The sequence below is a fragment of the Paenibacillus foliorum genome (assembly GCF_013141765.1).
Lineage (GTDB): Bacteria > Bacillota > Bacilli > Paenibacillales > NBRC-103111 > Paenibacillus_S > Paenibacillus_S foliorum.
In genome coordinates, this window is sequence record NZ_WHOD01000070.1 from 30,885 (window position 1) to 52,019 (window position 21,135).

Annotated in this window: 21 protein-coding genes; 1 reads left to right on the plus strand and 20 read right to left on the minus strand. The window is 45.8% G+C overall.

Going from position 1 to position 21,135, the window contains the following annotated elements; all coding sequences use genetic code 11:
- The 3 genes from GC093_RS18735 to GC093_RS18745 form a co-directional block, all read right to left on the minus strand.
- Positions 1–852 (minus strand): fatty acid kinase binding subunit FakB, encoded by an 852-nt coding sequence (locus GC093_RS18735; RefSeq protein WP_171653424.1) that lies wholly within the window; start codon positions 850–852, stop codon positions 1–3.
- A 40-nt stretch (positions 853–892) separates the two neighbouring features.
- Positions 893–2,692, minus strand: coding sequence for a fatty acid kinase ATP-binding subunit FakA (locus GC093_RS18740; RefSeq protein ID WP_376768662.1), 1,800 nt, complete (start codon positions 2,690–2,692; stop codon positions 893–895).
- A gap of 70 nt (positions 2,693–2,762) precedes the next feature.
- Positions 2,763–3,125: an Asp23/Gls24 family envelope stress response protein gene (locus GC093_RS18745; protein ID WP_171653425.1), complete on the minus strand. Its 363-nt coding sequence runs from the start codon at positions 3,123–3,125 to the stop codon at positions 2,763–2,765.
- A gap of 255 nt (positions 3,126–3,380) precedes the next feature.
- Between GC093_RS18745 and rpmB the strand changes: the two genes are divergently transcribed.
- Positions 3,381–3,569 carry a 50S ribosomal protein L28 gene (gene rpmB, locus GC093_RS18750; RefSeq protein ID WP_028550362.1) on the plus strand — a complete coding sequence of 63 codons (189 nt, stop codon included), beginning with the start codon at positions 3,381–3,383 and terminating at the stop codon, positions 3,567–3,569.
- A gap of 154 nt (positions 3,570–3,723) precedes the next feature.
- Here the strand turns inward: rpmB and spoVM are convergent, their stop codons facing one another.
- From spoVM to GC093_RS18835, 17 genes are all read right to left on the minus strand, one after another.
- On the minus strand, positions 3,724–3,855 hold the full coding sequence (gene spoVM, locus GC093_RS36925) for a stage V sporulation protein SpoVM (protein ID WP_216624701.1): 132 nt from the start codon (positions 3,853–3,855) through the stop codon (positions 3,724–3,726).
- Positions 3,856–4,053: 198 nt separating this feature from the next.
- The gene (locus GC093_RS18760) at positions 4,054–4,311 is read right to left on the minus strand and encodes a hypothetical protein (protein ID WP_171653426.1); all 258 of its coding nucleotides are present in this window, start codon (positions 4,309–4,311) and stop codon (positions 4,054–4,056) included.
- 4 nt (positions 4,312–4,315) lie between these two features.
- Positions 4,316–4,972, minus strand: coding sequence for a ribulose-phosphate 3-epimerase (gene rpe / locus GC093_RS18765; RefSeq protein ID WP_171653427.1), 657 nt, complete (start codon positions 4,970–4,972; stop codon positions 4,316–4,318).
- Position 4,973: 1 nt separating this feature from the next.
- Positions 4,974–5,960: a ribosome small subunit-dependent GTPase A gene (gene rsgA, locus GC093_RS18770; protein ID WP_171653428.1), complete on the minus strand. Its 987-nt coding sequence runs from the start codon at positions 5,958–5,960 to the stop codon at positions 4,974–4,976.
- A complete protein-coding gene (gene pknB, locus GC093_RS18775; RefSeq protein WP_171653429.1) occupies positions 5,960–8,242 on the minus strand; it encodes a Stk1 family PASTA domain-containing Ser/Thr kinase in 2,283 nt (760 codons plus the stop codon). The genes rsgA and pknB overlap by 1 nt, the downstream gene beginning before the upstream one ends.
- Positions 8,243–8,248: 6 nt before the next feature.
- Positions 8,249–9,028 (minus strand): Stp1/IreP family PP2C-type Ser/Thr phosphatase, encoded by a 780-nt coding sequence (locus tag GC093_RS18780; protein ID WP_171653430.1) that lies wholly within the window; start codon positions 9,026–9,028, stop codon positions 8,249–8,251.
- Between the two features lie 8 nt (positions 9,029–9,036).
- Positions 9,037–10,119: a dual-specificity RNA methyltransferase RlmN gene (rlmN, locus tag GC093_RS18785; protein WP_246314764.1), complete on the minus strand. Its 1,083-nt coding sequence runs from the start codon at positions 10,117–10,119 to the stop codon at positions 9,037–9,039.
- Positions 10,120–10,217: 98 nt separating this feature from the next.
- Entirely contained in the window at positions 10,218–11,642 is a 1,425-nt protein-coding gene (gene rsmB / locus GC093_RS18790) for a 16S rRNA (cytosine(967)-C(5))-methyltransferase RsmB (RefSeq protein ID WP_171653759.1), read from the minus strand.
- A 75-nt stretch (positions 11,643–11,717) separates the two neighbouring features.
- A complete protein-coding gene (gene fmt, locus GC093_RS18795; protein WP_171653431.1) occupies positions 11,718–12,665 on the minus strand; it encodes a methionyl-tRNA formyltransferase in 948 nt (315 codons plus the stop codon).
- The gene (gene def, locus GC093_RS18800; RefSeq protein WP_171653432.1) at positions 12,662–13,141 is read right to left on the minus strand and encodes a peptide deformylase; all 480 of its coding nucleotides are present in this window, start codon (positions 13,139–13,141) and stop codon (positions 12,662–12,664) included. The genes fmt and def overlap by 4 nt, the downstream gene beginning before the upstream one ends.
- Positions 13,142–13,256: 115 nt before the next feature.
- Complete coding sequence (gene priA / locus GC093_RS18805; protein ID WP_171653760.1) at positions 13,257–15,881, minus strand: primosomal protein N'; 2,625 nt, start codon at positions 15,879–15,881, stop codon at positions 13,257–13,259.
- Positions 15,881–17,095 carry a bifunctional phosphopantothenoylcysteine decarboxylase/phosphopantothenate--cysteine ligase CoaBC gene (coaBC, locus tag GC093_RS18810; protein ID WP_171653433.1) on the minus strand — a complete coding sequence of 405 codons (1,215 nt, stop codon included), beginning with the start codon at positions 17,093–17,095 and terminating at the stop codon, positions 15,881–15,883. Before coaBC ends, priA begins: the two co-directional genes overlap by 1 nt.
- Before the next feature lie 63 nt (positions 17,096–17,158).
- On the minus strand, positions 17,159–17,374 hold the full coding sequence (gene rpoZ / locus GC093_RS18815; RefSeq protein ID WP_171653434.1) for a DNA-directed RNA polymerase subunit omega: 216 nt from the start codon (positions 17,372–17,374) through the stop codon (positions 17,159–17,161).
- Positions 17,375–17,995 carry a guanylate kinase gene (gene gmk, locus GC093_RS18820; RefSeq protein ID WP_171653435.1) on the minus strand — a complete coding sequence of 207 codons (621 nt, stop codon included), beginning with the start codon at positions 17,993–17,995 and terminating at the stop codon, positions 17,375–17,377.
- Positions 17,985–18,245, minus strand: coding sequence for an extracellular matrix/biofilm regulator RemA (gene remA, locus GC093_RS18825; protein WP_009672664.1), 261 nt, complete (start codon positions 18,243–18,245; stop codon positions 17,985–17,987). The genes gmk and remA overlap by 11 nt, the downstream gene beginning before the upstream one ends.
- 69 nt (positions 18,246–18,314) lie before the next feature.
- Complete coding sequence (locus tag GC093_RS18830) at positions 18,315–19,196, minus strand: YicC/YloC family endoribonuclease (protein WP_171653436.1); 882 nt, start codon at positions 19,194–19,196, stop codon at positions 18,315–18,317.
- Between the two features lie 39 nt (positions 19,197–19,235).
- Entirely contained in the window at positions 19,236–21,125 is a 1,890-nt protein-coding gene (locus GC093_RS18835; protein WP_171653437.1) for a bifunctional homocysteine S-methyltransferase/methylenetetrahydrofolate reductase, read from the minus strand.
- Positions 21,126–21,135: the final 10 nt, after the last annotated feature.

A 21,135-nucleotide genomic window follows, 5' to 3' on the forward strand; every position in this document is an offset into this window, starting at 1 on the left:
TTAAACCGGATTAACGAACACAGCAACGGCTCCAGGACCGGTGTGTGTTCCTATAACAGGACCAATATTTGTATATCGTGAACTTTGAACCACAAAATTTTGCAGCATCAATTCATTAAACAATTCAGCAGTTTCTAGAGAAGCGGCATGTGCAACGGTGATATGCAAAGGCGTATCTCCCAAATCCTGCTTTAAAAGCTCAATAATCCGAGCCATCGCTTTTTTCTGGCCTCTAACTTTATCAACCGAGTACACGGTCCCTTCATCTGACACAGATAAAATCGGCTTAATGTTGAGCAATGAACCTACCAAAGCAGCCGCTTTCCCGATTCGTCCTCCCTTTTGCAAATACTCGAGCGTATCCACCAGGAAATAGAGCTTCAATTTTTGACGCATCGAGTCCAACAGTTCCAATATCTCTTCCTTGCTTCCCCCTGAACGAGCGGCTTCAGCAGCTGCAACAACTAGCGCACCGAATCCATAGGAGGCAGACCTAGAATCAATAACCGTAATATCTGCACTCTCATCCATCATTGACTTAGCCAATAAGGCCGATTGGTAAGTACCGCTTAACCCAGCGGACAAGTGAATCGAAATAATCGGGGCATTGGATTCTTCAGTCAACCTTTTAAACGTTTCCACAAATTGTACCGGCGAAGGCTGTGATGTTGTTGGGAGAACAGAAGAGCTCGTCAAACTTTCAAAAAAAGCTTCTGATCCCATATCTATTTGATCACGGTACGTGTCCATACCGAAATGAACCTTTAACGGCACCATCTCAATGCCCAACGCTTCCCGTATTTCAGCTGGAATATCCGCTGTACTGTCTGTAACAATCCGAATTTGACTCAAAAAAAACTCCACCTCAGCTCATGTAATAAAATTGATCCTGTTACTCTGCGGACACAATATAGTAATACAGGGGCTGGCCTCCCGCATGAACCTCAACTTCCACTTCCTTGTAAGTTTCCTCAATATAGCTGACGAGCTGTTCGGTCTGATCTGGGGCCGCTTCTTCTCCCGTATACATGGTAACAATCTCCGCTCCATCATTGAGCAAGCTATCTATCAGCCTCTTACAGGAAGCTACTAAATCAGGCTCAGCATTCACAATTTTGCTGTTGTGAATTCCAATATAATCCCCTTGTTTGATGTCTATATCGTCAATACGTGTATCACGAACAGCATGGGTAATCTGACCTGACTGAACCTGACTGATAGCCTCATTCATACTCTCCGTATTCTCATCAAGTACAGCGTTCTCCTGAAAAGCAAGTACAGCAGCGATACCTTGCGGGATCGATTTGGTAGGAATAACCACAATTTGCTTGTCTTCTACAAGATCAACCGCTTGCTTAGCAGCTAGAATGATGTTTGAATTGTTAGGAAGAACAAACACCGTGTGAGCTGGAACCAGTCGTACTGCGTTCACAATATCCTCCGTACTCGGATTCATGGTCTGACCCCCGTGAAGCACTTGATCCACACCCAAGCTGTTGAAAATATTGGAAATCCCTTGTCCGACAGATACCCCAACAAATCCATAACGCTTTATTCCGTTTTCAGCCTGCACAATAGCAGCCGAATCGCCATCATTATAAGAAACTTGCTTAAATGCACTAGGAGCATTCGCCGCTGTACCTAGCTCGCTTTCGTTCCTATACAGCTCTTCAGCTTCTTCCAGCAGCAGATGTGTATGCTGATCACGCATATTCTCGATTTTGATCCGGCTTAAAGCGCCATATTGCATCGCATGGTTCATTACCGTTCCCGGAAATTCTGCATGGATGTGTACCTTGACTAGATCATCATCTGCAACAACCAATAGGGAATCTCCGAAGTTAGACAACTCCTGCCGGAATAGCTGCTCATCGAAGGTAAGACCTGTCAGCTTTTGCTTCTGTGCCTGCAGAGTAACCATAAATTCTGTGCAGTAACCGAATTCGATATCCTCTGTTGACAACTGAGCTTGCGCCCGCTTAGGTTCTCCATGCGGAATTCCTTTGCCAGCGGCTGAAAAACCCCGTTGTGCTTCGGCTTCATTATCTTTGCTGCCTGTTTCTCCGTCAACTTGCTCCAAAGCCTGAAGAAAGCCCTCGTAGATTAGGAGCAAGCCTTGACCGCCCGCATCCACTACTCCGACCTGCTTAAGTATGGGCAGCAGGTCCGGTGTTTTGGACAGCGCCTCTCTACCTTTATCACATACTTCTCTCATTAGCTCGACCACATTCGTTATGCGTCCTGCTTGTTTAACCGCGTGCTTGGCGGCTTCCTTGGCAACGGTTAGAATCGTTCCCTCTACCGGCTTGACGACAGCCTTATAGGCCATATTCACGCCGTTCTGCAGCGCTGCCGCAAACTGACGAGCATCGATCGAATCCGTTTCCATCACTTCTTTTGAAAATCCACGAAATAGTTGTGACAAAATCACTCCTGAATTGCCGCGCGCACCCATCAACAGGCCTTTGGCCAAAGCTTCCGCCAATGTACCTATCTGTTGAGATGGACGCCGCTTCAGTTCCTCAACACCAGAGGTAAAAGTCAGGTTCATATTAGTCCCTGTGTCCCCATCGGGCACAGGAAACACATTGAGCGCATTGACCTTCTCCACATTATCTCTCAGTTGCTGCGCTCCCTTTTCCACCATGCGGATAAAGTCATTCCCATTAATACGAACTAGGTGCTTACTCAACAAACATTCCCCTTCCTACCTCACTCAGATTGAAACCATTCCACTTTCCGGTTAGAGGCTTACTCTATTTTTATTCAGATACCCGGACCCCCTGAACATAAATGTTCACGGACTCCACCTGAAGCCCTGCAACCTCACTTAATACATACTTTACTTTTGTCTGAACATTGTGAGCTACAACTGATATTTTCGTTCCATAGCTTACAATGATATATAAATCAATTGCCGTCGCACCTTGCGCATCACGACGGATCTCTACACCACGGCTCAAATTATCTTGTCGAAGCAGCTCCGCAAACCCGTCCTTAAGTTGATTACGCGATGCCATTCCAACGAGTCCATAACAATCCAAAGCAGCTGAGCCTGCCAATACAGCAATAACCCCATCAGCTACCCATACTTTTCCGTACTCCGTAGCAAGTTCTATAGCCATCATCAATAGCTCCTTTGATATAGATTAGAATGGACTCATTTTTTATTTTACTATATCAGCTTGCAGAAATAAATAAAATATACAAGACCTCTATTTGATCACTTAAGAAATTATAGAAAAAACATCGCTGGAACATTGACGTTATTTGTTACATTGTGCTATGATATTTGAGTGTGTTTTTTAACAGGATTTGCTTACGGAGAGATCGCTTTCGAGGATCTTTGATCATCGTAGCTTTTAAGGAGGTGTCATACAATGTCCCGCAAATGTTTTATTACCGGTAAAGGACCCGGAACAGGCAACCATGTATCTCATGCTAACAATAAGTCGAAGCGTACTTGGGGTGTTAACGTTCAAAAGGTTCGTATTCTTGTGGACGGAAAACCAAAGCGCGTTTATGTAAGCACGAAGGCTTTGAAATCCGGAAAAGTTACTCGTGTGTAATCTTTAACCACTAACGACAAAAAGCACCTGGGGCCCAGGTGCTTTTTTTAGTTTCATGTTGATAAGTAAGTAGAAGCTTTATACTTGACTTCGCCCAACCTTGGCTAATGCGACTCATCCTGTATGGAAGGCGAAGCCTTTGGATATTCTAGAGTTAGTTTTTGCTGAACGTACTAAGTACGGCTTTTACTAATCCGCCTAACAACCTCGGTAGCTTGATTGTATAAAATCTCATTTCTGCCCCTCCTTCTAGGTTGCGTTTAACCAGCTGCGTTTCCTTAAACATCTTGTGCTCAAGCTGGCATCACGCTGTTATTCCCAACCATCATGTTCATCATACTCCATTATATTCCTCTATTTTCAAAACGTGCCTATCCATTCGAATCAGCCTAAAAAAACAAAAAAGGCTACAAAAGCCGAAACTTTTGTAACCATATTATGCAGCTTAAAGCCGATTTATGAACGCATAGGAACATGGATAATATTAAACAGATGCAGGCAATGTGCCCGCTTTAATTGTAAGATAGATCGCATAAATAACGGCAAAAATGAAATAGAGTACAATCGTGGTCACAACAAAAGCAATCCTCATGCCACGGCTTTCATTCCTTTTAAAAAACTGAATTCCCGTGTACAGCGCACCTAAGGAAAAAAGATATTTCAATAAGTCCTGAATTTGCGAAAAAAGCGTCAACATACCTGCACATAATAAACTAAACCCTAGTACGGTTAGAAATCTCACAGCCTCACTCCTCGCCACGAAGTTTCCGTATAGCTTCTGCTCGATCCTGTTGGGTGAAAACAGCATTACCCGCCACAAGTACATCAGCACCCGCTGCAGCCACTTGTCGCGCCGTTACGGCATTGATTCCACCGTCTACCTCAATGTGTACATCCTTCAAGCCGCGTTCATTCAACATTTCACGAAGCTTAGCAATTTTGGGCAGCATACCAGGAATAAACTGTTGGCCCCCAAAACCAGGATTCACCGTCATAATTAAAACAAGGTCCAATATCTCGTCCATCACATGCTCAATTGTTGATAACGGGGTCGCTGGGTTAAGTACTACACCCGTTTTGATTCCCTGTTCTTTTATTAAATGAAGCGTACGGTGCAAATGACGGCACGCTTCTACATGTACGGAAATCAAGTCAGCTCCCGCTTTAGCGAAAGCCGGTATATATAGATCTGGATTCTCGATCATCAGATGAACGTCGAGAGTAAGCGCGGTATGCGGGCGAATCGCCTCAACTACCAAAGGTCCGATGGTGATGTTAGGGACGAAATGTCCGTCCATCACATCCACATGAATCCAATCCGCGCCTCCACGCTCCACATCTGCGATTTCAGCACCCAACTTAGAAAAATCTGCCGACAAAATAGACGGTGCTATATTCAGCATATCAGTACCTCCTTTTTCTCTCTTTAATTTCGGTTAGAAAGTGCAAATAGTGATCATAGCGGGAGGCAGATATCTTCCCTTGATCCTTCGCTTCAATAACCTTGCACTCAGGCTCATGCTGATGCTGGCAGCCGCGGAACTTACATTCCGCCGTGTAAGGCTGAAACTCCTTGAAGCAAGCACTAAGATCCTCTGCTTCCTCAACCTGAGCAAAATCAAGCTGGCTAAAGCCAGGCGTATCCGCAACAAGACCGCCATTATTCAAACGAATTAATTCCACATGTCGGGTCGTGTGTTTTCCCCTTCCGAGCTTCATGCTTATTTGATTTGTTTCGAGCTGCAGTCCAGGAACCATAGCATTCAGCAATGAAGATTTACCTACACCAGACTGACCAGCGAATACACTGATTCGACCGGAAAGCCTCTCGAGAATGGGCTCGATCCCAACGCCCATTTTAGCGCTAGTCACAACAACTTGGTATCCGATCTTCTCATACAATTCAACGATATAGTTCATGCTGCCTGATAGGATTTCAACATCCTCAACAGAGCCGGACTTAGCACTAGAGCCACTCCACTTTTGCGGCTGGTATAGTGTATCCGAATCAGAAGTTGCATCAGCTACCATCAAATCTTGTTTAGTCAAACAAATAATAGTCTCCAAACCGGCACTTTCCGTGTGTACTAGAAATTTGTCCAGCAACTGCAAATTTAACGCTGGCTCCTGTACGGCAAATACCAATACAGCCAGCTCCACATTAGCGACCTGTGGACGAAGCAGCTCGGAGCTGCGAGGCAAAATTTCATCTACAGTCCCTTCACCATTTTCAGTCAACCCATAAAGAACCCGATCCCCAACCAACGGGGACTCGCCGCGTTTCTTAAAAATCCCACGAGCCCGGCATTGAACTGAAGTCATGTTTTCTCCATCTTCAGGTAACACGTAATAATAACCGCTTAGCGCCTTTACAATAAGACCGTGTGGCATTAGTTTCTGCCTCCTGTACCGGCACTATTACCCGGTGTGGCGTTTGTTGGAGTTGGTGTTGGAGTTCCCTGAGTACTTTGAGCTCCTGTACTAGTTCCACTGCTTGTGCCTGTTCCTGTGCCAGTACCAGGAGTAGTTCCTCCTGAATTTGTTGGCGGCTTAGTCCCCGCTCCCGGTGTTCCTGTTCCAGGCGTTGTAGTCTGACCTGGTGTATTAGTGCCTGGTGTTGTAGTACCAGGGGGTGTGGCACCTGGAGTTGTAGCACCCGGCACTGTCGTTCCTGATGAACCAGACGGGATAGGATTGAATGGCTTACCATTCTTCTGAGCGATATAATCGTCATAAGTAACGGTTATCATATCGGCAAGTACATTGTCCTGTTTAACCTGAATGACAGCTCGTTTATCTGGAGCTACTACGAGGCTTACGTCTACCGTACTCGCCTTAGTTACTTTTGTTATGGTTTTATATTCAAAGTTTTCATACATGGCATCACTCAATATAAGCTTAACGGTCGTTTCCTTGCCATCCTTGGTCGGCTTAATTGGCACGGCAATCTTCATAGGCCCTGCTTCTTCTGGTAGTCCCGAGCTGATGATCAGCTTGATTTCGGCCCCTGGCGAAACCTCATCATTATATTTGTAAGGGAATTGCGTAATAACCTTACCTTTAGGCTGTTTATAGCTGGCTTCTACATTGATGCCATCTTGAGCAAGCTTCAAGTTGCTGACAGTAATCCGAGATTTAGCCTCAGATTCGCTTAATCCCTCTAAATCAGGCATTTTGAACGTTTCTCTACCCTTGCTGACTGTTAACATGACGACAGCGGTCGCTGGATCCAACTCATCATTTAATGCCGGCGTTTGTAAAATAACGGTCTCCGGTTCTTCATTCACAAACTCCTGCTTCACCTTAATTCGGTCATCCGTTATGCCAAGAGCCATAATCGCCGTTTTTGCGTCTCCCAGCTTCTTGCCTGTAACACCTGGCATTTTAAGCTTTTCAACACCTTTACTGATGTATAAGGTTTCTTTAGAATGAATCTTGAGCTTCATGTTCATATGATCCTGACGAATGACCACATCCTTCGGCACGTCCTTGGAGCTTTCCGGAATGATCTCAACCTCCAGATTAGCCGCTTTCAGCATCGACTGTGCTTCCGTTACCGGCTTGTTAACAACCGTAGGAACGTCAACCTCCTGAATCACGAACTTGGCTTTCACCACTCCAACCATATACCACATTCCGCCCAGCAACAGCAGTAATATGATGATCCAGATGAGTGGCTTTACCCAACGCTTTTTCTTTTTTTCCTGAGGCTCCTCTTCGTCTCTTGAAGTGCCGAAATCCCGATCTCCAGCCGAAAGAGAATACTGATCTGGACGGATCGCAGGAATAACACGCGTCTTCTCTTCATCCAACTCATCATCGTCCATAAAATTGACTTTAGCTTCATTACGTCTATGAGGGAGCAGACAACTGTCCAAATCATCCAGCATTTGCTTAGCAGAACGATAACGCTCCGCTGGGTTTTTACGCATAGCTTTCAAAATAATATTTTCCACGCTTTGCGGAATAAGAGGATTCACCTTGCGTGGCTCCTCCACTTCCTCCTGTAAATGCTTCAATGCCACACTGATCGGACTTTCCCCCAAAAAAGGCAGACGACCCGTAAGCATCTGATACATAACAATACCTAGTGAATAAAGGTCTGATTGCTCACCCGTAAAGGTTCCTTTGGCATGCTCTGGTGAAAAATAATGGACCGAGCCGACAACAGAGCCGGTTTGAGTTATTGTTGAAGAAGTGATTGCACGGGCAATCCCGAAGTCCGTAACCTTCACTCTGCCGTTTTTGCCGATTAAGATGTTATGAGGTTTAATATCACGATGAATGATTTGATTATGATGGGCATGATCAAGCGCATCACAAATTTGGCTGGCGAAATGGACGGCTTCTTCCACTTGAAGCGGCGCTTTTTCCTTAATAAGTTCATTTAAAGTCGTGCCTTCTATATACTCCATAACAATGTAATGGATATCTTCTTCTTGACCAACATCATATATACTGACTACATTGGAGTGAGATAACGATGCCGCGGCCTGGGCTTCTCGTCGGAACCGCTGGATAAATTCCTCATCATGTACATACTGCGAACGCAGAATCTTAACAGCAATATGGCGATGTAGTAATATATCTAGAGCCTTATAAACAATTGCCATTCCTCCGCCGCCTACACGCTCAAGAATTTCATAACGTCCTCCCAGCTGCTTACCTATCATTCATCATCACCTCTCTTCGCCGTCAAAATGAGCATTTTTCTCTGAATCACTTAAACCATTACTGACAAGCACAAGAGTAATATTATCATCGCCGCCAGCTTCCAGCGCTTCATTTACTAGCCGCTGAGCCTTGCTTTCCATAAGCCCGTCCCCATTCACAACCGCAAGCAGCTGATCAGGGCTGACGAGACTGCTTAAGCCATCACTACATAAAAGTAAAATATCGCCTTGGTTCCAAGCCAAATCCCGTATATCAACTTCGATAGTCGCTTCCGTTCCTAGCGCCCTAGTCAGTACATTGCGTCTTGGATGATTCCCTGCTTCCTCTCGGGTGATTTGGCCGCTTTTAACCAATTCATTAACGAGAGAATGGTCCTCTGTAAGCTGTTCGATACCTTGAACATTTATTTGATAGGCGCGGCTGTCTCCAATATGTCCTACAACAACCGAATTTTCGTCCGCCAATACCGCTACAACAGTAGTACCCATACCATGATAACTTTCCCGCTCAGCGGCGAAAGCGAATATCCTCTCGTTAGCAAGCTCCACCGCCGACTTCAAGAGCGTTCTTCGTTCCTCTACACTCGGACTTTCGGGAATTGCTTGCAATTCCGAATAGATTACATCAACTGCCATTTGACTAGCGATATCTCCCGCCTGATGACCGCCCATTCCATCCGCAACTATGGCCAACACGAAGCCATTCAAATTCTCCTGTACAATCGCGCGGTCCTCATTGACCATACGGACTCTTCCGATATCCGTTTGACTGGCCGTTTTGATCATGGTTCTCCTCACCTCGCACCTGACTCCATATGCTTCGCACGCAGCTGCCCACAGGCTGCCGCGATATCGCTGCCTTGTTCTCTCCGTATAGTTGCATTAACTTTATTACGTTCCAAAATACGTTGGAATGCAAATATATCATCCCTAGGTGTCCGTACATAGTCACGCTCGGATACATAGTTAACTGGAATTAAATTAACGTGAGCCATTGGGAAGGATTTAAGCACTTGCCCCAGTTCCTCTGCATGCTCAGGACGATCATTAACTCCACCCATCAAAGCATATTCAAACGTAATTCTGCGACCTGTTTTGGCCACATAATATTGACAAGCTTCAATTAAATCAGCAAAAGGAAACCGTCGATTAACCGGCATCAGCTTAGAACGCAGCGTATCATTGGGAGCATGAATCGAGATCGCCAAATTAATCTGCGTTTGCTCATCAGCAAACCTGTATATGTTCGGTACGATTCCGCTCGTTGAAACTGTAATATGACGTTGACCAATATTCAAACCTTTAGGATGAATCATAACCTTCAGGAAGGACATCATGGCATCATAGTTTTCAAACGGTTCACCAATACCCATAATAACGATACTGCTAACGCGCTCTTCAGACGCATCCAACAGCTGCTGAGCTTTTACTACCTGTGCAATAATTTCCCCCGAAGTTAAATTGCGCTTCAATCCAGTCAAGGTTGACGCACAAAATGTGCAGCCGATTCGGCAGCCAACCTGTGTCGTTACACAAACACTGTTACCATAGCTATGCTTCATAATGACAGTTTCAATGGCGTTTTTGTCAGACAACTCGAACAAAAACTTCACCGTTCCATCCTTGGATTCATATTTGGCAACTTCAGCCAAGGTGACGAAATCAAACTGCTGCGCCAGCTTATCACGAAGAGTTTTGGGCAGATTCGTCATCTCTTCGAAGCTTGATATTCTTTTCACATACAGCCAATCAAAAATTTGTCCGGCACGGAAACCTGACTCACTATTATCTTTGACCCATTCCTGCCATTGCTCCAAAGTCAAATCGTATACATAAGGTTTATCAGGTTTATACATTTTCTGTTTTGTCAATTCCATTATCATCACAACCTGTTTTATCAATTAGAGTGCAGCAATATTGACGAAAATTTCGCTTATCACTGCACATACATTAGATTTTACCATATCTCTTTTATTTACGCTCGTTTACGCAGCTTAGCTATAAAGAAACCGTCGGTATGATACTCATACGGATATATTTGCAACGGCTTAGGCTGGTCCCATTCGAACTCAGGATGCGCCTCCAAAAACTGATTAACCATACCCTCATTTTCGTTATGTTCCAGTGTACATGTGCTGTAAACAAGCACACCACCTGGACGTAATAACGAATGAACTTGTTCCAAAAGCTCGCGTTGGATAACACAAACCCCATCTATTTCCTGTTCACTCTTGTTCCACTTCATATCAGGCTTACGCCGGATTACACCAAGCCCAGAGCAAGGAGCATCAAGTAAGATGCGGTCAAAGCTATGCTCAGAAAATTGCTCATGCAGCTCACGCGCATCTTTTACAATAGTATGCACCGAGCTAAGACCAAGACGTTCTGCTTGCTCTTGAACCAGCCTCTCTTTATGTTCATGAATATCGCAAGCCCATAGCTCGCCGCGATCTCCCATTTTCTCGGCTATATGAGTCGTTTTACCTCCAGGCGCTGCACAGCAATCCAATATCTTTTCACCTGGTTTAGGATCAAGACTTAGCGCAACCAGCATAGAGCTCTCATCCTGGATAGAGAATAGTCCCTCCGCATACCACGGCGTTAAAGCCATGTTGCCCCCACCTCTGACAATAACTCCGTCGGGTGCTAATTCAGATGGCTCTGCTTCAAGGCCCGCTTGCTCCAAAAGCTCAATTAGCCCGCTGCGGCTCAGCTTCAGCGTGTTAACACGTATACTCACTCGAGGCGGCACATTATTAGCTTCGCAAATTTGCTCAGTCCTGGCTTCGCCCAGCTGACGGATCCAGCGCCGTACAAGCCATTCCGGATGGGAATGAGTTAAGGCTATCCGTTCTACAGGCGGCAGACCTGCGGGGAGCTGCAAGCTGTCCTTTTGCCTGATGATGTTGCGCAGCACTCCATTGACCATTCCTGAGATCCCTTGATGCCCTTTACGCTTAGCCATATTGACAGCTTCATTAACGACAGCGTGATCAGGAATTCGATCCAAGTAATAAATTTGATAAAAGCTGAGTCGAAGTAGACTACGCACCCAAGGCTCAAGCTTGGCAAGTCCTTTTGCAACAAAACGTGCCAAATAATAGTCTATCGTATTCAATCTCTGGATGGTGCCATACACAATTTCTGTAGTTAACCCGACATCCGGTCTATCCAGATTATATTTTTGCAAAATTTGATGCAGCAGCAAATTGCTGTATGAACGGTCCTGCTCAATACGAAGCAGCACATCCAATGCAGCGTCTCTTGCGCCGCCTTTTGGTTTATTCCCATTAGAGCTGGACGGGCTACCACCTCTGCGCTTATCTGCTGTCTTTGGGCCAGTGACTGTATTCGATTTACCAGAACTGCCTTTAGCATTAGCGCTTTGTTTTGTACTCATTTTGTTGTCTTTTCCGATGCCGTTACTCAACTTGTATTGCCTCCTGATCTCTTTCCGGATTCCAGATACAGCTATTTAACCGAGAACCGTTCCGGCCGTCAGTTGGCCGCCGCGGGCAAATTGCCCGGCGTCCATCGCCTTCTTACCGGCAGGCTGCAGCTCTGTTAGGTTTAGCAAGCCATCTCCGGTTTCTATTTGCACACCGGCTTCGCTTACAGCAACGACAGTACCTGCAGCCTGCCTAGCTTGCTTGGAAGATGCATCATTTGGTTCCGGCTTCGCGCAGGCCCAAATTTTCAATACATCGCCATTCCATAAGGTATAGGCTCCTGGTCTTGGATTAAGTCCACGCACCTTGTTCCAAATAGTCAAAGCTGGTTGATTCCAATCAATTAGCTCTTGCTCACGGCTTATATTTGGTGAATATACCGCTTCTGAGTCATTTTGAGCCACCGCTTGAACACGGCCTGCTATTAGCTCCGGCAGTGTCTCTTTTAATAGCTGAGCCCCAGCCTGGCTAAGCTTATCAAACATAGAGCCAGTTGTGTCCGTATCCTCAATAGGAACCTCTACACGGCTGATCATGTCCCCTGTATCTAAGCCCTCAGCCATATACATAATAGTTACACCCGTCACTGCATTACCGTTCATGACTGCATAATGGATAGGTGCGCCTCCACGATATTGCGGCAGCAAAGAAGCATGAATATTAATACAACCCAGCTTAGGAATGTCCAACACTGCTTTGGACAATATTTGGCCATAGGCTGCGGTAACAATCAGATCAGGCTGCAGCGCCTTTAATGCTTCAACCGACTCAGTGCGGCGCAGCCTCTCCGGCTGCAGTACGGGAATTCCGTACTGCTCAGCTGCTGCCTTGACCGGTGTAGGAGTCAAAACCCGCTTGCGACCAACGGGTCGGTCCGGTTGAGTGACAACGCCAACGACTTGTACACCACTTTCAAGCAAAACAAGCAATGAGGGCACAGCAAACTCCGGCGTGCCCATAAAAACTACTCTCATGCTTCACCGCCCTTAGGGTCAACTCGGTACACCTTATCAGCCAAGTCGGTATACAACACCCCATTCAGATGGTCCACTTCATGCAGAATGCATCGCGCCAATAGTTCTGTCCCCTCGACAACTATTTCATTGCCGTCACGATCCAGCCCCTTCACAACTACCCGATGAGCCCGACGAACATCACCATTCATTCCGGGAATGCTCAAGCAGCCTTCGGGTCCAACTTGCTCACCTTCCGTTTCGATAACTTCTGGATTAATCAACTCGATCAAGCCTTTTTCATCACCAACATCCATCACAATTACGCGCTTTAGGATACCGATCTGAGGCGCAGCTAAACCTACACCCTCTGCATCATACATCGTATCAGCCATATCATTTAGTAGCTTATGAATGTTTGCATTAATTTTCGTTACAGGCTTACACTTTTCGCGCAGCACGGGATCCGGGTCTTTTACAATAATTTTAATAGCCATTTACTAACACACCTTCCTTAAGGAAAAAAGTTCATTGATATACTTCTTGGAATAAAACAAATGAAATTTAATAAATAAATGAATAGATTCATCAATTGAAGAGGTTTCTGCTCAACTACATCAGCACCTGCGGATCAACATCGATACTAATCGTCAGCTTATGCTGTCTTTCCACATCCTCAAAGGATGCCACAGCCTGCTGTACAAGACCTGAAATAGAAGCTTCACCCCGATATTTTATCATGCATTGGAACCGATATCTATCCTTGATGCGAGCAATGGGCGATGCCACAGGGCCCAAAATCTCAATCGGGAGTGGAGCCAGCGATTTGGCAAGCTCCTTCAGACGTGCTGCCAACGATTCCGCGGTTCTCATAAGCAAGGGTATCTGTTCATGCGATAAAGTGATCAGTATAAGCCGATGAAATGGCGGGTATTCATGGAATTTACGAAGCGTCATTTCTCTATCCTTAAAGCTATTGTAGTCATGTTTGCTTGCGCTAATAATGCTATAGTGCTCAGGGGCATACGTCTGTACAAACACTTCACCTGGCAGCTCATGCCTTCCAGCCCTTCCTGCAACCTGAGTGAGCAATTGGAAGGTCCTCTCAGCAGCACGAAAATCGGGCAAGTTAAGCACGGTGTCAGCAGCTAAGGCACCTACCAATGTAACATGAGGAAAATCAAGTCCTTTGGCTACCATTTGAGTACCTAGCAGCACATCAGCTTGACGATTCCCGAATAGGGTCAACCATTTCTCATGGGATCCCTTCTCTGTTGTTGTATCAACGTCCATACGAATTACACGGATTCCTGGAAAGAGCTTGCTCAATTCCTCCTCCACACGTTGGGTTCCGGTGCCAAAGTGACGAATATGCTCGCTTGTGCAGCTTGGGCATACGGTCACCTCACGTTCGGCATATCCACAGTAGTGGCAACGGATAGCGTGCGAGCTTTGGTGAAATGTTAGTGATATATCACAATGTGGACACTGTGCTACATATCCGCATGTTCGACACATCACGAAGGTGGAATAGCCGCGGCGGTTCAGCAGCAAAACAATCTGTTCCTTCTTGTGTAACCGTTCTTCAATCGCTTTATACAAGGAACGGCTGAACATCGATCGGTTTCCCTCCCGAAGTTCCTCCCTCATATCAATAATATGAACACGAGGAAGCGGACGTCCTTCAACACGATTCTGCATCGTTAGCAGCTCAAATCGGGCTCCTGGCTGTTGAATCGCACCAATTTGCCCGGATTTGGAGGCAGGTGCAGCATTCACAATATCCGTTCTAACGGCTTCAGTTAAGCTATTTCCGCCTATAACAGCCGCCATCGACACCGGTTCCGGTGTTCTTATGGGGTTCTCTCGCATCGTACCATACATACTTTCAAGCGAAGGTGTGGCCGAACCTAACACAACGACAGCATGATGCTGCCCGGCACGAGCAACAGCCACATCGCGTGCGTGATATTTGGGGCTCTCCTCTTGTTTATAAGAGGATTCATGTTCTTCATCTATAATAATTAACCCTATCCGGGTAAAAGGAGCAAAAATTGCAGAACGCGCTCCAATAACTACGCTCACCTGCTTGAGCATAATTTTGCGCCATTCATCGTATCGTTCACCATGGGATAGTCGGCTGTGCAAAACAGCAACCAAATTACCAAAGCGGCCTTTAAATCGCTCAACCATTTGTGGTGTCAACGAAATTTCGGGAACCAGCACGATTGCCTCTCTGCCTTGATCCAAACAAGTTTGAATCGACTGCAGATAGACTTCTGTCTTACCGCTTCCAGTTACTCCCTGCAGCAAAAACACCTGATGCCTCACATCTAGAACAGCCTGTGAGATGCGGCTAAATACTTGCTGCTGCTCTGGCATGAGTGGAAGCGGCTCCGTCCTGCGAAAATAACGCTCAGCATAGGGATCACGGAACACTTCAATCTCTTGAATGTCCAGCCAGCCCTTCTCCGCTAATCCTTTGACAGTGCTTGCGCTTATGCTAAGCTCATTCAATAGTTCAGATAGCTTAATCGGATATGGATGTCCCGCTAAGTATTGAAGCACTTCCTTTTGTTTAGCCGATCTTCCTGGCAGCTGCTCCGCCCATTCCAACAGCTGCGGTGGTTCCTCAAGAGGAATAACGGTGAGCACCTTTTTGGTAGCCATCCGGTCTTTGATCAGCTGCACCTCAACTAAAGTGCCCTCCAGTATCAATTGCTTTACAGAGCCGCTGTCTGTGGCGAACTTTTGCAGCAGGGTTTCAATTTCTACCGAGCCTTTTTCACGAACATATTGGATGATTTCATCCTGTACTGGAAGCGACATTATATGTTGACCTATGTCTTGTTTTTCAACATTGCGCTCCCCTGCCATTTTATCAGCAACCTTCACATGCCGTTCATACTTAGCCTTTAATGCGCCAGGTATCATCGCCTGCAGGGCCGTAATCTCATGACATAAGTACGTATGACTTATCCATCTGGCTAGCTCTACCAAATCGGGCGTTAATGGCGGATATAAATCCATTACTTCAGCAATAGGCTTTACCTTAGCAGGGTCATAGTCCACATGATCTTGAAGTCCGACCACGAACCCTTGCAGCTTTCTAGGGCCAAAAGGAACGCCAACCCTGCTTCCTACCAAGACCCATTCCCGCATTTTTTCCGGTATAAAATAGTCGAAAGCACGGTTTGTTTGTTTCGCAGGGACATCCACAATGACTTTTGCATACATCATTTGTTTGTCCCTTCTCCCTTCACGGTCCGTTCAGCAATCAACGTTAACAGTTCACGGGCTACACCAAGCTTCGTCATAATAGGCAGCGCCCTTACCAAACCATTCTTATCGTATATGCGTACAACATTCGTATCGGTCCCGAAGCCTGCGCCTTCCTGCGTGACATCATTGGCAACCAGCAAGTCACAATTTTTTTTCAAAAGCTTACCCATCGCATATTCGTCGATACGTTCAGTCTCAGCAGCGAATCCTACTATGAATTGATTTTTTTTCATACTGCCAATGGTTTGTAAAATATCTTGATTCTTGACTAAGGTAAGTGTCATTTCTTGTTCATTTTTTTTAATTTTTTGCACTGCTTTCTCCACAGGCCTATAATCGGCTACTGCCGCAGCTTTGATAACAATATCTGAACCCGGCAGCCTTTCCAAAACAGCCTCCAGCATGTTCTGTGCAGATTCAACATGCACAACCGATACACCGTTGGGAACCGACAACGAGGCTTTCCCTGTCACGAGTGTTACCTCAGCTCCCATACTTCGAGCTGCTTCCGCAATCGCATACCCCATTTTCCCGGACGAATCATTAGTTAGATATCGGACGGGGTCAATACGCTCAACTGTGCCACCTGCCGTAACTAACACCTTTTTCCCACGCAGCTGCCCCTCTTCCATAAAAAAGCGGTGAATCGCTTCTACAATTTGCTCCGGCTCCTCAAGCCTTCCCTTGCCGACATATCCGCAAGCTAATTGCCCAGTTCCCGGCTCAACAAATAGAACCCCGCGTCCTGCCAAGGTTTCCATGTTGGCTTGAACCGCAGGATGGGCATACATATGCACATTCATAGCGGGAGCAACAAGTACAGGAGCTGTAGTAGCCAGAAGTGTAGTAGTTAACATGTCATCAGCTAATCCATGCGCCATTTTGGCAATAATATTCGCCGTAGCCGGCGCCACCACAACCAGGTCGGCGCGATCCGCCAGATCAATATGGGATACAACGGCCGCATCCTTCTCGTCGAATGTATCGACAATCACATCATGCCGTGAGAGAGTTTGAAAGGTTAAAGGTGCTATAAAACGGGTTGCGGATTCTGTCATAATGACACGCACATCGGCTCCTGCTTGAGCCAATTTACTACAGATTGCAGCTGCTTTATAAGCTGCAATTCCTCCGCTGACGCCAAGAACGATAGTTTTGTTACGAAGCATTCCCAATTCGCCCCCAATTATCGAGAAAAAAATAACAACCACGAGGGTTGTTGTTAGAACAGCTTACTTTACGATTTCTTTGCTAGGCAGCTTTTCGTAAGAGATGTGATCCTCATAAATCTCTTCCAATGCAAGTCCTACATTCTTATACGATGCTCTGTTACGAACCTCTGTTTTCGCTCCGTCACGAAGCAATCTTGCACGCTTTGCCGCAGCAACAACCAACGAATATTTGCTATCCACTTTATCTAACAGTTTGTCAATTGACGGGTATAACATTTACTTCACCTCTGCCATCCATTGTTTTATTTTACTTACCACTTTATCCTTACGGCAATGCTCAGCTACTATAATCGATTGAATATTTGAGCATGCATGCTCTACATGATCGTTAACAATAGCATAATCATAATGCTCCATCATGCGGATTTCATCCATTGCAACTGACATCCGGCTTCGGATTACTTCCTGCGATTCTGTTCCGCGCCCGACAATACGATTCTCTAATTCATCCATAGACGGAGGCAGTAAAAATATGAATACACCTTCAGGAAACGACTTCTTTACTTTCAGAGCACCTTGAACTTCAATCTCAAGGATAATATCCTTACCTGAGTTTAACGTATCCTCTACAAACTTACGAGGCGTACCGTAATAATTACCAACATATTCAGCCCATTCCAACACTTGATTATCTTGGATCAACTGCTGAAATTGTTCCCTTGATTTGAAGAAATAATTCACACCGTCCACTTCACCCTCACGTGGAGCACGTGTCGTAGCTGAAACGGAGTAGATTAAATTGGGGGCACAATCCCTCAGAGCTTTGCAGACCGTTCCTTTCCCTACTCCGGAAGGTCCTGATAGTACAATTAATATTCCCTTTTCACTACTCGTCATGATCATCGTCCTTATTGGAAAGTCGATGTGCCACCGTTTCAGGCTGTACCGCTGACAAAATCACGTGGTCGCTGTCCGTAATAATCACTGCTCGAGTACGGCGTCCATAAGTCGCGTCAATCAACATGTGACGGTCACGCGCTTCTTGTATAATCCTCTTGATTGGCGCTGATTCCGGACTTACGATAGAAATGATTCTATTCGCAGAAACAATATTACCGAAACCGATATTAATAAGTTTGATAGCCATCTATTTTCCTCCCACAGGCTTTGCTACAACAAAGCCGCCTTGTAAGCATTCATTAGCTTGATTAGCCTTCTATTCGATATTCTGAATCTGCTCCCTCATTTTTTCCAGCTCAGCCTTCATTTCCACCACAAGCGTAGTGAGACCAGCATGGTTAGCTTTAGACCCGATTGTGTTCACTTCCCTGTTCATTTCTTGAACAAGAAAGTCTAACTTTCTTCCAATCGGCTCCATGGAGTCCAGCAGCTGTTTGAATTGCTGAAGATGGCTTTGCAGGCGGGTTATCTCCTCATCCACATTGGCCCGTTCGGCAAACACCGCAACCTCTGTCGCTAAACGAACCTCATCAATAACAGGATGCTGCAGCAGCTCCTGTATGCGTAAACGCAGCTTAGCTGTGTAATCCAGCACCGCTTGAGGAGCCAATTGTATGGTTTGCTCGAGGAAGGATTCTGTAGCTTCAATTCGCTGCAGGGTGTCCGCGTATAAATTCCGACCTTCGGCTTCACGCATATGAAGAAGCTGTTTAACCGCATCCCCTACGCATTCCTTAAGTTCATACTCCATCTCTTCTTCCGTAACTTCAATTGTTTCCTTAATGGAGATCAAGTCAGGAATATGCAAGTAATCCTTCACCTGCATCATACCGTCGAGTCCAAATCTGTCCTTTAGCTGCTTGGCTGCCGAATGGTAAGCTTCCGCTAAGGTCCAATTCAGCTCCGCCGTTTGATTCGCTGCAGCAGTACGTTCAATCGTGACGAACAAATCTGCACGTCCCCGTTTGATCTGCTGCTGAATGGTGCGTTTAAGTAAATCCTCATACTTTAACCATTCGCGGGGCATCCTAACAATAACTTCACAATACCGATGATTGACCGTTTTCAGGTCCATTTGCACGCTATAGCCAGCAAATACGCGGTTTGCTTGTCCGAATCCGGTCATACTGCGAATCATCGCATTTTCACATCCATTATCCTATATTAATTCATTTTGCTAGTGGGTACAAGTGGAAATAGCTCTCCCCGATTTCTCCCACACATAATTTGTCAGCTGGACCGTCATCTCATAAGATAGGAATGGTGTCATTAGATAGATTCCGTTAAAATACTTCATCGCCGTATCCAAAAGCTCCTTGGCGATTTGCACACCCATGGCCCGGCCTTCTTCACCTTTCAAACCGCTCATACGTTGTCGTACCTCATCTGAGAGCTGTATGCCTGGAACCTCATTATGCAAATACTCCGCGTTGCCTCCGCTAGCCAATGGCATAATGCCGATAAAAATAGGAATGCTCAAGTGCTTGGTAGCCTCATAGATTTTCTCAATCAATTGAGCATCATATACGGGCTGCGTCATAATGTAATCGGTACCGGCTTCGATCTTCCGTTCCAATCTTTGTACTGCTTTGTCCAGATGCTTGACGTTAGGATTAAACGCAGCTCCTACAATAAAATTAGCCTGTTTCTTCAGCGCCTTACCGGAGAACGCGACTCCTTGATTTAGTTGTTTGATCATACGGATTATCTCAAACGATGTCAAATCATAAACCGAGCTCGATCCCGGCAGATCGCCAAATCGTGCTGGATCTCCAGTTACTGCAAGCACATGATCAATCCCAAGAGCGTGCAATCCCATCATATGAGACTGGGTTCCTATCAAATTGCGATCGCGGCAAGCTATATGAATCAACGGGCGTAGTCCCGTTTGCTCTTTAACCAAATAGCCAAGCGCCAAATTACTCATTCGGGTTACAGCCAGTGAATTATCTGCCATAGTCAAAGCATCGACTTTGGCTTCTTTAAGTGCGTGCGCGCCCTTCATGAACTTCTCAATATCCAAATCACGCGGCGGGTCCAGCTCTACAATAACGGTATGGCGCTGCTTCACTAAATCAATAATATTCGGCTCGACTGCAGCCTGCGTTATTTCATCCGACGCTTTTACCGGTTCACGTTCAGGCAACACAGCTCTACTCACATTTTGCTGCTCATTAACCACTGCTGTCGGTTCAGGTGTATACATAGCAATCGCCTTAGACATAGCAGCAATATGCTCTGGTGTCGTTCCGCAGCATCCGCCAATGATACGCGCTCCTAGATCAGCAAATTTTATAGCAGTTTCCGCAAAATATTCAGGCGTTGCTGCATAGGTGAAACGACCATCCACATAATCAGGGATACCTGCATTAGGGAATATGGAGTAAGGCAATACGTCACCTGCCGCAGCCACTTTTTCAAGCGAACGCAAAAGTCCATTAGGACCACTTCGGCAGTTAAAGCCAACAACATCAGCACCGTTCTGCTTCAGCATTGCAAAAGCATCATGCAGTTTAACGCCATCTTGTGTCGTGCCTGTTCCTTCTGTAGCGAATTGGCATATTACCGGTAATGAACTGAGCTTGCGAATTATTTTTAGTGCCAGCAGCAGTTCTTCAAGATCATAGAATGATTCAAGCAATAGCCCGTCCACTTGTGTGTCCAATAAAATCTCTATTTGTTGACGCAAATCTTCTTTTATTGTTACAGTCCGGAAATTTTTACGCATTCCTGCACGGATGGAACCGATCGCTCCAACGACATAGGCGTCATTGCCAACCGCTTTGCGAGCCAACTCTACACCTGCGCGGTTAATGGCCTCAACATCCTCTTCGAGTCCGTACTTGGACAGCTTCTCGCGGTTTGCCGAAAACGTATTTGTTTCAATTAGCCTCGCGCCCGCCTCATAATAACGTTTATGGACATCAGCTATTACATCCGGCTTCAATAAATTTAGTTCCTCATAGGATATACCAACAGGAAATCCCATCTGATACAAGTAAGTCCCCATGGCTCCATCACCAATAATAATTTGCTGACGGAGCGCTTCCCTCAAATCAAGCTTCATCCTCTACCGG